The following is a 12,484-nucleotide window of genomic DNA, read 5'->3' as shown; positions in this document are numbered from 1 at the left end:
GCTCGCGATGACGTCAGCCCATTCGATACACCTTCAAAAGCCCATCACAACCCCGACTTCAACCGACTGAACGCCCGAATCAGCGCCCGGTTAAACGCCTTGCCATTATCATTCTTGCTGTACAACGAAGCCCGCACCTGTTCCGACGGATAGGTCCCCGGATCATTGCGAATTGCCGGATCAATCAAGCTATCCGCCGCCGTAATCGCGTTGGCGTAGTGAATGGTGTCGGTGATCGGCGCAATCACCTGCGGTGTCATCAGGTAATCCATCAACGCCAGCCCCGCCTGGGGATGCGGCGCGTCCTTGGGAATGACCATCGCATCGAACCAGATCAACGTGCCCTCCTTGGGTATCCGGTAACTCAGCTTGAACGGTTTGTTCGCAGCCGTAGCCTGGCCGGCGGCGATGGCGACGTTGCCGTTCCAGGACATCGCCACGCAGGTGTTACCGTTGGCCAGGTCGCTGATGTTCAGGTCGTTGTCGAAGTAGCGGATGTAGGGCCGGATCTTCGCCAATTGCTGCTCGGCGAGTTTCAGGTCATCCAGGCTCTGGCGGTTGATGTCCAGGCCCATGTACTTCATCACCGCTGCAAACACTTCGTTGGGATCGTTGAGCAGGCTGACCCCGCAGTCGGCGAATTTCGCCACCACTGCCGGATCGAACAACATTGCCCAACTGTCCCGTGGCGCGTCGGGCAGGCGCTGCTTGACCGCCTCCTCCTGATAGCCAACGCCGGTGGTGCCCCAGGCGTAGATCCCGGCGTAGCGGTTGCCCGGATCGAACACTGCCATGTGCTGGCGAAACTCCTCGCCGACGCCGGCAAAATGCGGCAGTTGCTGTTTGTCCACGGTTTGGATCGCGCCGCTCTGGATCGCCCGGGACAGATGCTGCCCCGCCGTCAGCACCAGGTCATAGCCGCTGCGACCGGTGAGCAGTTTGGTCTCGACGGTTTCCAGGGAATCGAAGTGATCGGCGACCACATGAATACCGGTCTGTTTCTCGAAATTGCTCAGGGTGTCCGGGGCCAGGTACTCGCCCCAGATGTACAGATTTACCACCGGTTTATCGGAGTCGGCGGCCTGCACACACAGGGGTGCAAGCACCAGCAATAACGCTTGAGTCAGTTTGTGCAGGCTCACGATCACACTCCTTTGCCGGCGTATTGCGGCATGGTGATACAGGCGACGTTGCCGCCGCCGAGGAGGATTTCCCGGGAGTTTTCGATGCCGACGATTTTGTGTTGCGGGAACAGTTCGGCGAGGGTGGCTAACGCGGCCTGATCCTGACGATCACCGAACAACGGCACCACAATCGAGCGGTTGCCTGCGTAGTAGTTGATGTACGACGCGCAGATCTTCGTGCCGGCCTGACGGGTGTGGGTGCTGTCCTGCTGATCCAGGCCCTCGGCTTCTTCAGCGGTCCATTCCAGCACGTTCGGTTGCGGCAACTTGTGCACGATCAACTCGCGGCCACGGCTGTCGCGGGTGCTGCGCAGGATGTCGTAGGCCTCCTGGTAGATTTCCCATTGCGGGTCATCGCGGTTGTCGGTCCATTGCAGCACCACTTCGCCGGGCCGGACGAAGCACGCAAGGTCATCGACGTGGCCGTCGGTTTCGTCGAACTTGCAGCCCCGGGGCAGCCAGATGATTTGCTCGGCGCCGAGGTAATCGCTCAGGCGGCGGGTGACTTCCTCTTTGCCCAGATGCTGGTTGCGATTGCGGTTGAGCAGGCATTGTTCGGTGGTGAGGATGCTGCCCTGGCCGTCGCTCTGGATGCCGCCGAGTTCGGCAATCAATGGCGCGCGGTAACGGTCGAAGCGTTCGATTTCGAGGATCTTGCTGGCGATCTGATCGTCCTTGTCCCACGGGTAGTACAAGCCGCCGTCGAGGCCGCCATACGCGTTGAATTCGAAATCCACGCCGCGCACTTCACCGCTGGCGTCGTTGACCACAAAGCACGGACCACTGTCGCGAAACCAGGTGTCGTTGCAGGTCATCTCGACCACTCGCACCTGTGGCGGCAACTGCCGGCGGGCGGTGGCGAACTGTGCAGCGGAGGCACACACGGTCACCGGTTCGCTCTGGGAAATCGCGGTAACGATCTGCACCCAGACTTTCTGCGCCGGCTTGGCGCCGTTGCGCCACACGTCGGTGCGCTCCGGCCAGCCGAGCCAGCAGCCGGACTTGGCTTCGAACTCGCCGGGCAGACGGAAGCCGTCTTGTTTTGGGGTGGAATCGAGCAAACGTGCCATGGGCAAACCTCATCAGCGGGGATTGGAATGACCACAGGCTAAGGTCGCCAGCGCCCTCCTCGCCAACGATGATTATTTCGGAACAGTTGAATTCAACTCATCAATCGACCAGTTGATCGTTGAACCATTCGAGCATCTGCGCCACCGCCGGACGCTCCAGGCGAACACGTTCACAGACCAGCGCGTATTGGCCCAGCGCGGTGATGTTGGCCGCGAACGGCCGCACCAGCCGACCGCTGAGCAAGTCTTCCTGCGCCGTGAGGTTGTCGCCCATGGCCACGCCCTGCCCTTGCGCCGCCGCTTCCAGCGCCAACCCGGCGTGGGCGAAATACAGCTGCCGTTCCGGACGCGGGTCGCCGGCATGGCTGGTGAGCCAGGCGGTCCAGGTCTTGCCGTCCTGATCGTCGTGCAGCAGGCAATGGCGCGCCAGGTCTTTCGGGGTTTTCAGCGTGCCCTGGTTGAACAGGCCGGGGCTGCACACCGGGAAAAACTGTAACGCCGGCAAGGGCCGAACGAAGAACGCGCTGCTGTCCACCGGACCGGTGCCGTAGGTGATCGCCAGGTCGATATCTTCCCCTGGCGCGGTGGCGTCGATCGGTTGCTCGTAAAGGTGCAAGGTGATGTGCGGGTAGCGCACGTAAAAATCCGTGAGGCGACTCATCAGCCACTTCTGCGCCAGCTCGGCGGTGACCGCCAGACGCAGCACCGCCAGCGATGACGGATCGCGCAGCTCGTCACAGGCCTCGCCGATCAGTTCGAAGGCTTGTTGCAAGCTTTGCATCAGGCGCCCGGCGGCCATGGTCGGGCGAATCTGCCGGCCTTCGCGGATAAACAGCGACACGCCCAGTTGCTCTTCGAGCTGGCGGATTTGATGGCTGACGGCGCTGTCGGTCACGCACAACTCGGCGGCGGCCCGACCGAAATGGGCGTGGCGGGCGGCGCATTCGAAGGTTTTGAGTGCGGCCAGGGAAGGTAGACGTCGCATGAGTGGAGCCTCGATTTCGAGGGGCCCATGCTGCCCCGACCAGTCGCGGGCGTCCAGTGGGACCGCGCTATCGTTCTTCGCGAGCAAGCTTTGCTCCTACAGCGATGGGGCCAGCTTATTCACCACCAATCCCCCGGCCCATCACCCACCTTTATCCACCATGACTTCCCCGCACACCCGGTGCATGTTGATCCCTCAATCGGAGGGATTCGCCATGCTCAACGCACTCAAACAGATCAACTCAACCTCGGCGTTCAACCGCTGGGCCGGCATTGAAGTCACCCACGCCATCAGCGGCGAAGCGGACCTGTCCATGGCCTTTCGCGAGGCTGACATGGCGCAATATGCCGGGTTCCTGCACGCGGGGCTGATCGGCGCACTGCTGGACACGGCCTGCGGTTTTGCCGCCGGGACAGTGGCCGGCAACGTGTTGGCTTCGCACTTTTCAGTCAATTGCCTGGCGCCCGCCGTCGGTGAAGTGTTCATCGCCAAGGGCCGGGTGGTGAAGGCCGGGAAGAAGCAGGTGTTCGCCCGCGCCGAGCTGTTTGCGCAGACGGGCGATCAGTCGAAGCTGGTGGCGACCGGTGACGCGATTCTGGTGCCGGTCGAAAGCCGCTGAGGGTCTAGGCTGTCTTGAACCCATTCAAGAACAGTCGGAGGTTGTCATGCAGCTCGAAGGTTCCTGCCATTGCGGCGCGGTGTCGTTCAGTCTGGCCAGCGCCCACCCCTACCCTTATCAGCGTTGCTACTGCTCGATCTGCCGCAAAACCCAGGGTGGCGGCGGTTTTGCGATCAACATCAGTGGCGATGCGGGCAGTCTGAAAGTCAGTGGGCGCAAGCACATCGCGATCTACCACGCGCGGCTCAAGGATGAAGGCGACAAACGTGCGCACCGCAGCACGGCTGAACGACATTTCTGTTCGGTGTGCGGCTCGGGGTTATGGCTGTTCAGCCCTGAATGGCCGGAGCTGATCCATCCGTTTGCCTCGGCCATCGACACTGCGTTGCCGGTGCCACCGGAGCACACGCATTTGATGCTGAGTTCGAAAGCGCCGTGGGTGGAAGTCCAGGTTCAGTCCAAAGACAAGCAATTTGACGTCTACCCCGAAGAATCCATCGCCCAATGGCATGAGCGGCTGGGTTTGGGCCGCTGAAAGAAAATCGATTTTTTTGCGCACGACAGTTCCCCTTTGCATTTTTCGTTCGGTTAACCCTGCAGACGCATTCAATTACCGATCGATTCGATACAAAGGGACCGCCATGCCGCACCACCTCGCCGCGCGTTTTCGTTTTGCCTTGTGCCCCTTGGCCCTGGCCCTTCCGGCCGCTTTGCTGAGCCTTGCTCCCGCCGCCCATGCCGAAGAAAAAGGCGCAGCCAAGGGCGAAGCACTGCAACTGGACGCCACCAACATCGCCGGCCAGGCCTTGGGCGCGACCACCGAGGACACGCATTCGTACACCACCGGCTCGACGTCGTCGGCCACCGGCCTGCCGTTGTCGATTCGCGAAACCCCGCAATCGGTCACGGTGATCACTCGTCAGCAAATGGACGACCGCGGCGTGCAGAGCGTTGGCGATGCCTTACGCAACACCCCCGGCATCTCGACGCAGAAGTACGACAGCGACCGCACCGAGTTTTCCGCTCGCGGCTTTGCCATCACCAACTTCCAGTACGACGGGGTCAACCAGCCCTACGACGGCGTATACGGTGAAAACCCCAACAACAGCGACGACTCGGCCAGCCTCGACCGCATCGAAGTGATCAAAGGCGCGACCGGCCTGATGACCGGTTCGGGCGATCCGTCCGCCACCGTCAACCTGATCCGCAAGAAGCCGACCAAGGAGTTCAAGGCCTCGGTCAGCGGCACCGTTGGCTCGTGGGATGCCTACCGCAGCACCGGCGATATTTCCGGTTCGCTGAATGATTCGGGCAGCGTGCGCGGGCGTTTTGTCGGCTCGTATTCGGACAAGAATTCCTACCAGGACCATTACAGCCATAAGAAAGACCTGTATTACGGCATTCTCGAAGCCGACCTGACCCCTGATACCTTGCTGACCTTCGGCATCGACAAATCCAGCGCCACCCCGCGCGGCAGTTCCTGGACCGGTAACCCGACGTATTTCTCTGATGGCGGGCGTACCGACTTCCCGCGTCACTTCAACCCGGCTGCCGACTGGAGCCGTCGCGATTTCGACGAAACCACTTACTTCGCCTCGCTCGAGCAAGCCCTGGCCAATGACTGGAAACTCAAGGTCAGCCTCGACCAGAGAACCACCGACCACGACACCCAACTGGCCTCGGCCAGCGGTGGCAACCCGGACCGCGCCACTGGCGAAGGCATGTTTATGTACTGGGGTCGCTGGGAAGGTCATCGGGTGCAGAACACCGCTGACGTGAACGTCTCCGGGCCGTTCAGCCTGGGTGGTCGCGAGCACGAACTGGTGGCCGGCGTCATGACGTCCCACTCGCGCCAGACCGGTTCGACCTACGACACCAGCGCTTTCTCCGAAGTACCGGGGAGCATCTACGACTGGAACGGTCACCTGCCGAAACAGGAGTTCCCGAAGAACGGCAAATACGAACGCACCCAGAGCCAGAACGGTATTTACCTGGCCACGCGCCTGCGTCCGACCGACGACCTGTCGGTGATCCTCGGCAGCCGCCTGAGCACCTTCAAGTACAACGAAGATTACGGCTACAACCCCGGCGCCGGCCTGGACGACACCCACACCAGCTACAAGGAACACGGCGTGGTCACGCCTTACGCGGGTGTGATCTATGACCTGAACGATGTGTACTCGATTTACGCCAGCTACACCTCGATCTACCAGCCGCAAACCTACAAGGACAGCAACGGTACGACCCTGGCCCCGGTCGAGGGCGACAGCTATGAAACCGGGCTGAAAGCGGCGTACCTGGATGGCAAACTGAACGCCAGCCTGGCCTTGTTCCGCATCGAGCAGGACGGCGTCGCGGAATCGATCGGCACCAACGCCATCACCAACGAAGGCATTTACAAAGCCGTCGACGGCACCAAGACCCAAGGTATCGAGCTGGAACTGGCCGGCGAACTGGCAGAGGGCTGGAACTTGATGGCCGGCTACACCTACGCCCGCACCCGCGACGCCGATGAACAGAGGATCTTCGGTTACCCGCTGTCCACCAGCAAACCGGAACATGTGGTGCGCACCTTCACCACCTACCGCCTGCCCGGCGCGCTGGACAAAGTCACCGTCGGTGGCGGCATCAGCTGGCAGAGCGCGTTCTACGGCAAGATCTACAGCCCGACCGTGGGCGACTACACCCAGATCAAACAGGGCGGCTACACCCTTGTGGACCTGATGACGCGCTATCAGTACAACGAGCATTTGAGCTTCACGGCCAATGCCAACAACGTCTTCGACAAGCGCTACCTGACCGGTTTGGGCAACTTCGATACGACGTTCTATGGCGAGCCGCGGAATTTGACGTTGACCACCAAGTGGGATTTCTAACACCGCAAGGCTGAGCCTGACCCGATCCCTGTAGCAGCTGCCGAGGCACGAGGCTGCGTTCGGCGACGCGGTGTTTCAGGAAGACCGCGTGCTCAGGTTTTACGACTGCTTCGCAGCCGAACGCAGCCTCGTGCCTCGGCAGCTGCTACAAGTCGGACGTAGGCTTCGGCAGCTGCTACAGGGTTTCGGCTGCCGCCGCCCTTCACAGTCTTTGACAGTTTCCCGACAAAGCTCTCAAAGATTGCTCGTCACCCGCCGCCTAGCATGGGCGCATCCAAATTCCCTCGGGTGCTCTCATGTTTCGCTCCATGTGTCTGTCGCTGACTTCGCTGTGCCTGCTCGTTCCCTCCACCTCGGCCTGCGCCGAAGACTGGCGCTACACCCTGCGTGCCGGCGCCGCCAGCGTGCCGCGTTACAGCGGCAGCGACGAACGCACCGTGGCGCCGCTATTGGGCGCCAAGGTTGAGAGTCCTTATGGGATCTTCCTCGACACCGATAAGGGCCTGGGTTGGGCCTTTGACGAAGACGATTTCGGCCTCAGCGTCTACATCGGCGCCAGTGATGTGCGCAAGGACCGCAAGACCGGTTTCAAAGGCTCGGACGAACTCAACGGCATGGGCTCGATCAAGGCGCGGCCGGTCATCGGTCTGGATGGGAAGTACCACATGGGCCCGATCATTCTCGGCGCCAGCTTCGAACATGCGCTGGAAAAGGACGATGACGACCACGACACCGGCTCGGCCTGGAACCGCTTGAAACTGAGCATCAGCGCACCGTTTTACGAGGGTGAATACGGCAGCGTGGTCGGCAGCCTCAACAGTCAGTTCGGCGACAGCAACTACCTGCGCACCTGGTATGGCGTGAGCAACGCGCAGGCGTCGCGCAGTCAGTTCCGGGCGCATGACACCCATGGCGGGCTGGTCAGTCGCGGGGCGGACCTGACCTGGTCGTTGCCGATTGATGAGCGCTGGAGTTTTACCACGGTGCTGGCGGTGCAGTATCTGGCGAGCGAGGCGGCGGACAGCCCGATTGTCGAGCGGCGGCTGCAGACATCGGTGGCGGGACAGGTGGTTTATGCCTTCTAAGATCGTTCCCACGCTCTGCGTGGGAATGCCTCAAGGGACGCTCCGCGTTCCAAGGGGACGCAGAGCGTCCCGGGCTGCATTCCCACGCAGAGCGTGGGAACGATCATGCGACTAATCCAAATGCGCCCAAGTCATGCGAAACGATGCTCCACCCCACGGCGAATCCGCCACTTCCACCTGCCCGCCATGGGACTGCGAAACCCGCCGCACCAACGCCAGGCCCAAGCCAAAACCGCCGGTGCGCCGGTCCCGACTGGCATCCAGCCGCGAGAACGGTTCGAAGATTTTCTCCCGCCCGTCCAACGGCACGCCCGGACCGTCATCGTTGACCTGCACTTCGTAGCGATCATCGTTGCGCACCAACGACACCTCGACACGCCCGTCAGCGTAGCGAATGGCATTGCGCAGCAGGTTGATCACCGCCCGGGCCATGAAGCGCGGCTCGATGCGCACCTCATCGATCTGGCACTCGACAATCAGCAGTTGCACCCCCGCCGCCTCCGCCTCCAGCGCGACACTGCCGACCACGCTGTCGAGCCAGCTGCTGGCCTGGATGTTCTCGCGATTGATCACCGTGGCGCCACGCTCAAGGCTGGCGTAGGTCAGCAGTTCGGAAACCATTTCTTCCAGTTCACCAAGATCGGCGTACATGTCGGCGATCAATTCGCGGTTCTGGGTTGGATCGGGTTGCTGCTTGAGCTGATCGAGTTCGAACGACAACCGCGCTATCGGCGTGCGTAATTCATGGGACACGGCGTTGGTCAGCTCACGCTGATTGGCGATAAGCCCTTCGATGCGCGCGGCCATCAGGTTGAAGTGCTCAGCCAGGTCGCGGATGTTCGAGCGCTTGGACAGCTGAATCCGCGACGACAGATCGTTATCGCCGAACCGCTCGGCGGCCAGGCGCAGTTTCTCCAGATCCCGCCAGTGCGGTCGCACCCAAAAGAACAGCACGATGCCGATCAGCACGGCCAGCATCAGGTAGGCCGCCGAGATGTAGAACGGCATCAGGCTCGGCTCGGCCGGCAGCTTGATGCTCAGCAGTTGCGAGCCGCCATCAATGGTGGAAATGAACTGCGTGTACTTCTCGCGAATCACCAGCAAACCATTGGCCAACAGGGCTTTTTCCTGATCATCGAGCGCCAGTTGATCAGCCTCGACCAGCGTCAGCCCCAAGCCGTAATGCGGACGCAACGCCTCCAGTTGCTGCTCGCGCCCCGCCCCTTCCAGCCCACGCAACTGCTCCACCAGCGAATACGCCTGACCGCGCACCGCCTCGCGGTTATAGGCCTGCATCTGATTGTCGAGCAGTGCGTTAAAGGTGTGTTCGACGGTCTGCAACGCCAACACCAGCCCCACGGCCAGCACCAGGTACAACCCCAGAAATAACCGCAGCATTTAAAGCTCCCACGCGAACGGATTGAACAGGTAACCCTTGCCCCACACGGTCTTGATGCACACCGGTTCCCGCGGGTTGTCCTTGAGCTTGGCCCGCAGTTTGCTGATGTAGACGTCGACGCTGCGGTTGAGGCCGTCGAAGGCGATGCCGCGCATGCGGTTGAGGATGTCGTCGCGGGACAGGATCTTGCCGGCAGCGCTCGCCAGCAGCCACAGCAGCTCGAATTCCATGGTGGTCAGCTCGATGCCCTCACCCGCCAGGCGCACTTCGCGGCAGCTGCGGTCGATGCTCAGATGGCCGAACTCCAGGGCGCTACAAACGGCGGTATCCGGCACCTGGCGCCGTTGCAAGGCGCGCAAGCGCGCGAGCAGCACCGGTGGCTTGATCGGTTTGATCACGTAGTCGTCGGCGCCGGATTCCAGGCCGAGGATATGGTCGAGGTCGTCTTCCTTGGCCGTGAGGATGACAATCGGCGTGTCGGACACGCTGCGAATCTCGCGGCACACGTGCAGGCCGCTCTGGCCCGGAAGCATCAGGTCGAGCACGACGACTTTCGGTTTGAATTCAAGAAACGCGCCCAACGCCAGGTCGCCGCGATGCACCGCCCGAACCTCGAAGCCATGTTGGGACAGGAAATGCGCGATCAGCCCGGCGAGCTTCTCGTCATCTTCCACCAGCAATACTTTGCCAAAACCCAGGTTATCCATAACGACCGTGTGCCAACCCTTGTTTGAAGTGGGTGGCATTATGGCGGCAATCGGTGGCAAGACGGAGATGGCAGGCAGCAAAAACCGGCCATGGGGGCCGGTTTTGGGTGATGTTTCATACTCTTAAGAGTTTTTAACAGTTTGTAAGATCATTTAACTACGCGGCGGTCGGGATACCGCTGTGGAAGCGGAATTCCACGTCCGGCGACTCGATCAACTCCTGCTCGGCGGCGCGAACCCGGTCAATCACCTGAGCGATGTCCTTGGCGTCCCCATACTGGTAAGCCAGTTTCAGATAACCCTGAAAATGCCGCGCCTCGCTTTTCAGCAAGCCAAAGTAGAACGTGCCCAGTTCTTCATCCAGATGCGGCACCAGCGCCTCGAAACGTTCGCAACTGCGGGCTTCGATGAACGCGCCGACCACCAGGGTATCCACCAGTTTCACCGGTTCGTGGCTGCGTACCACCTTGCGCAGGCCCGAGGCGTAACGCCCGGCGGAGAGCTGGCGCAGTTCGATCTTGCGCTTTTTCATCAGGCGCATGACTTGTTCGTGGTGCACCAGCTCTTCCCGGGCCAGGCGTGACATCAGGTTGATCAGGTCAACGTGGGAGTGATACTTGGCGATCAGGCTCAACGCCGTGCTGGCGGCCTTGAATTCGCAGTTCTTGTGGTCGATCAGCAAGGTTTCCTGATCGGCCAGCGCGGCCTGGACCCAGCCGTCAGGGGTGCGGCAGCCGAGGAACTCGTGAATTTCGGGAAGGATCATGGGGCTCACGGATAAAAGGTTCAAAACGAAGGGCGCCGATTATACGGGCTTGTCGGCAGACCACCAGTCGCCGCCATTGATATGCATCAAGTCCCGTATTGTCGGGCAGCAACTATAGTTGTCCAACGCAGTGTTTTTTACTTCCTGGAGATCCCGACCATGCAAGCCATCCGCAGCATCCTGGTGGTCATCGAACCCGAACACTCGGAAAGCCTTGCGCTCAAGCGGGCCAAACTGATCGCGGGCGTGACCCAGGCCCACCTGCACTTGCTGGTCTGCGATAAAAAGCATGACCACAGCGCCATGCTGGGCGTGCTCAAGGCTGCGCTGGTGGAGGACGGCTACAGCGTCACCACCGAGCAGGCCTGGAACGAAAGCCTGCATGAAACCATCGTCGACGTGCAGCAAGCCGAAGGCTGTGGGCTGGTAATCAAGCAGCATTTCCCCGACAGCCCACTGAAAAAAGCCCTGCTGACCCCGGCTGACTGGAAGCTGCTGCGCTACTGCCCGACCCCGGTGCTGCTGGTCAAAACCTCCAAGCCGTGGACCGGCGGGGTCATCCTGGCGGCCATCGACGTCGGCAACACCGACGGCGAACACCGCACGCTGCATGCCTGCATTGTCGATCACGGGTATGACATCGCCAGCCTGGCCAAGGCGCAGTTGCACGTGGTCAGCGCCCATCCGTCGCCCATGCTGTCAGCGGCCGACCCGACGTTGCAACTCAGCGAAACCATCGAAGCGCGCTATCGCGAACAGTGCAAAGCGTTTCAGGCCGAGTTCGATATCGACGATGAACACCTGCATATCGAGGAAGGTCCGGCGGATGTTTTGATTCCGTTTATGGTCCATAAGCTTCAGGCGGCAGTGGTCGTGATCGGTACGGTGGCGCGGTCCGGATTGTCCGGGGCGTTGATCGGCAATACGGCGGAGGTGGTGCTGGATGCGGTGGAGAGCGATGTGCTGGTGCTCAAGCCGGATGAGATAATGGATCATCTTGAGGAAGTTGTGACGCGGCATTGAAGAGTGTTGTGCCCGCGAAGCTTTTAGACTTTAGGCGCCAAAGGCGTCCTTGAGGAACCCCGGCGCGATGTAGCGCTGGTAATGCGCTTCTGACAGCAGGAAAAACTCCCGATCAATGGCATCGCGCAGTTCCGGCAGGTTCCAGTCGCGAAACTCCGGCATCAGCACCATCCCGTAGGCCTCCAGATTGTTGATCACCCGTGCCCCGCGAGCGATCAACTGGTAGGCCCAGCAATATTCCGACTGATGCGGCACAAAGCGGATTTTGCGTTGCTCAAGCTGCAAACGCAGGCGCTGCGGGTCGAAAACCTCAAGCTTGCTGGCCATCACCTGGGACAGCAGTTGCTCAAGACGCAGCCACACCGCGCGTTTTTCTTCCTCGTTGTAACCGTTCCAGTTGATCACTTCGTGGTGGAAACGCTTGCAGCCACGGCACACCAGATCACCGTAAACGGTGGAGCAGAGGCCGACGCAGGGGGTCTTGATGGTCTGATTGGGCATAGGTAGGCAAAACACGGGAAAGCAAAACAGGTGGGCATGTTAGCCCTTTGTCTAACATTGATCACCCCTCAAAGTTAAAGGCGAAGGGCCTATTGGACTTTGGTGCCGGCCGCGTTGCGCGCCTACGAGCGCGTGGCTGCGTTGCGGGATTTACCAAGGGAACAACCATTAGCGGCATCCCGCGCCTTGCCTCGCACACGTAGGCACACAACGCGACTCGCCACCAAAGTCCAATAGCCCCTCACTTACCTTTAATTTTTTTTTGCCGT

12 protein-coding genes are annotated in these 12,484 nt (G+C 60.9%); 5 read left to right on the top strand and 7 right to left on the bottom strand.

Going from position 1 to position 12,484, the window contains the following annotated elements:
• Positions 1–44: 44 nt before the first annotated feature.
• The 3 genes from HKK52_RS01765 to HKK52_RS01755 form a co-directional block, all read right to left on the bottom strand.
• Entirely contained in the window at positions 45–1,142 is a 1,098-nt protein-coding gene (locus HKK52_RS01765; RefSeq protein WP_169369054.1) for an extracellular solute-binding protein, read from the bottom strand.
• 2 nt (positions 1,143–1,144) lie between these two features.
• Positions 1,145–2,254, bottom strand: a complete 1,110-nt coding sequence (gene aguA, locus HKK52_RS01760) for an agmatine deiminase (protein WP_169369053.1) — start codon at positions 2,252–2,254, stop codon at positions 1,145–1,147.
• Between the two features lie 100 nt (positions 2,255–2,354).
• On the bottom strand, positions 2,355–3,239 hold the full coding sequence (locus HKK52_RS01755; protein ID WP_169369052.1) for a LysR substrate-binding domain-containing protein: 885 nt from the start codon (positions 3,237–3,239) through the stop codon (positions 2,355–2,357).
• 214 nt (positions 3,240–3,453) lie between these two features.
• On the opposite strand from HKK52_RS01755, the gene HKK52_RS01750 reads away from it, so the two are divergent.
• From HKK52_RS01750 to HKK52_RS01735, 4 genes are all read left to right on the top strand, one after another.
• The gene (locus HKK52_RS01750) at positions 3,454–3,858 is read left to right on the top strand and encodes a PaaI family thioesterase (RefSeq protein ID WP_169369051.1); all 405 of its coding nucleotides are present in this window, start codon (positions 3,454–3,456) and stop codon (positions 3,856–3,858) included.
• A gap of 46 nt (positions 3,859–3,904) precedes the next feature.
• A complete protein-coding gene (locus HKK52_RS01745; protein WP_169369050.1) occupies positions 3,905–4,393 on the top strand; it encodes a GFA family protein in 489 nt (162 codons plus the stop codon).
• A 106-nt stretch (positions 4,394–4,499) separates the two neighbouring features.
• Positions 4,500–6,734, top strand: coding sequence for a TonB-dependent siderophore receptor (locus HKK52_RS01740; protein WP_169369049.1), 2,235 nt, complete (start codon positions 4,500–4,502; stop codon positions 6,732–6,734).
• A 296-nt stretch (positions 6,735–7,030) separates the two neighbouring features.
• Positions 7,031–7,819, top strand: a complete 789-nt coding sequence (locus HKK52_RS01735; RefSeq protein WP_169369048.1) for a MipA/OmpV family protein — start codon at positions 7,031–7,033, stop codon at positions 7,817–7,819.
• Positions 7,820–7,930: 111 nt separating this feature from the next.
• Here the strand turns inward: HKK52_RS01735 and HKK52_RS01730 are convergent, their stop codons facing one another.
• From HKK52_RS01730 to HKK52_RS01720, 3 genes are all read right to left on the bottom strand, one after another.
• Positions 7,931–9,217: an ATP-binding protein gene (locus tag HKK52_RS01730; protein ID WP_169369047.1), complete on the bottom strand. Its 1,287-nt coding sequence runs from the start codon at positions 9,215–9,217 to the stop codon at positions 7,931–7,933.
• The gene (locus tag HKK52_RS01725; protein WP_169374156.1) at positions 9,218–9,925 is read right to left on the bottom strand and encodes a winged helix-turn-helix domain-containing protein; all 708 of its coding nucleotides are present in this window, start codon (positions 9,923–9,925) and stop codon (positions 9,218–9,220) included. It lies immediately after the preceding gene.
• 157 nt (positions 9,926–10,082) lie between these two features.
• Positions 10,083–10,691 (bottom strand): tRNA-(ms[2]io[6]A)-hydroxylase, encoded by a 609-nt coding sequence (locus tag HKK52_RS01720; RefSeq protein WP_169369046.1) that lies wholly within the window; start codon positions 10,689–10,691, stop codon positions 10,083–10,085.
• A 159-nt stretch (positions 10,692–10,850) separates the two neighbouring features.
• Here HKK52_RS01720 and HKK52_RS01715 point away from each other — a divergent pair, with 159 nt between their 5' ends.
• Positions 10,851–11,714 carry a universal stress protein gene (locus HKK52_RS01715; RefSeq protein WP_169369045.1) on the top strand — a complete coding sequence of 288 codons (864 nt, stop codon included), beginning with the start codon at positions 10,851–10,853 and terminating at the stop codon, positions 11,712–11,714.
• Between the two features lie 30 nt (positions 11,715–11,744).
• Here HKK52_RS01715 and HKK52_RS01710 read toward each other — a convergent pair whose 3' ends face one another.
• Positions 11,745–12,215 carry a DUF1289 domain-containing protein gene (locus HKK52_RS01710; RefSeq protein ID WP_027923350.1) on the bottom strand — a complete coding sequence of 157 codons (471 nt, stop codon included), beginning with the start codon at positions 12,213–12,215 and terminating at the stop codon, positions 11,745–11,747.
• Between the last annotated feature and the right edge of the window lie 269 nt (positions 12,216–12,484).

It is taken from the genome of Pseudomonas sp. ADAK2, assembly GCF_012935755.1.
Classification (GTDB): Bacteria; Pseudomonadota; Gammaproteobacteria; order Pseudomonadales; family Pseudomonadaceae; genus Aquipseudomonas.
Note: the sequence above shows the minus strand (reverse complement) of the source record. Positions and strands in the feature narration are given on the sequence as shown.

What these genes read in the sequence shown, in the direction of transcription:
- HKK52_RS01725 (WP_169374156.1), bottom strand. Translation starts at nt 9,925, where the DNA reads ATGGATAACCTGGGTTTTGGCAAAGTATTGCTGGTGGAAGATGACGAG.
- HKK52_RS01715 (WP_169369045.1), top strand. Translation starts at nt 10,851, where the DNA reads ATGCAAGCCATCCGCAGCATCCTGGTGGTCATCGAACCCGAACACTCG.
- HKK52_RS01750 (WP_169369051.1), top strand. Translation starts at nt 3,454, where the DNA reads ATGCTCAACGCACTCAAACAGATCAACTCAACCTCGGCGTTCAACCGC.
- HKK52_RS01710 (WP_027923350.1), bottom strand. Translation starts at nt 12,215, where the DNA reads ATGCCCAATCAGACCATCAAGACCCCCTGCGTCGGCCTCTGCTCCACC.
- aguA (WP_169369053.1), bottom strand. Translation starts at nt 2,254, where the DNA reads ATGGCACGTTTGCTCGATTCCACCCCAAAACAAGACGGCTTCCGTCTG.
- HKK52_RS01735 (WP_169369048.1), top strand. Translation starts at nt 7,031, where the DNA reads ATGTTTCGCTCCATGTGTCTGTCGCTGACTTCGCTGTGCCTGCTCGTT.
- HKK52_RS01755 (WP_169369052.1), bottom strand. Translation starts at nt 3,239, where the DNA reads ATGCGACGTCTACCTTCCCTGGCCGCACTCAAAACCTTCGAATGCGCC.
- HKK52_RS01720 (WP_169369046.1), bottom strand. Translation starts at nt 10,691, where the DNA reads ATGATCCTTCCCGAAATTCACGAGTTCCTCGGCTGCCGCACCCCTGAC.
- HKK52_RS01740 (WP_169369049.1), top strand. Translation starts at nt 4,500, where the DNA reads ATGCCGCACCACCTCGCCGCGCGTTTTCGTTTTGCCTTGTGCCCCTTG.
- HKK52_RS01730 (WP_169369047.1), bottom strand. Translation starts at nt 9,217, where the DNA reads ATGCTGCGGTTATTTCTGGGGTTGTACCTGGTGCTGGCCGTGGGGCTG.
- HKK52_RS01745 (WP_169369050.1), top strand. Translation starts at nt 3,905, where the DNA reads ATGCAGCTCGAAGGTTCCTGCCATTGCGGCGCGGTGTCGTTCAGTCTG.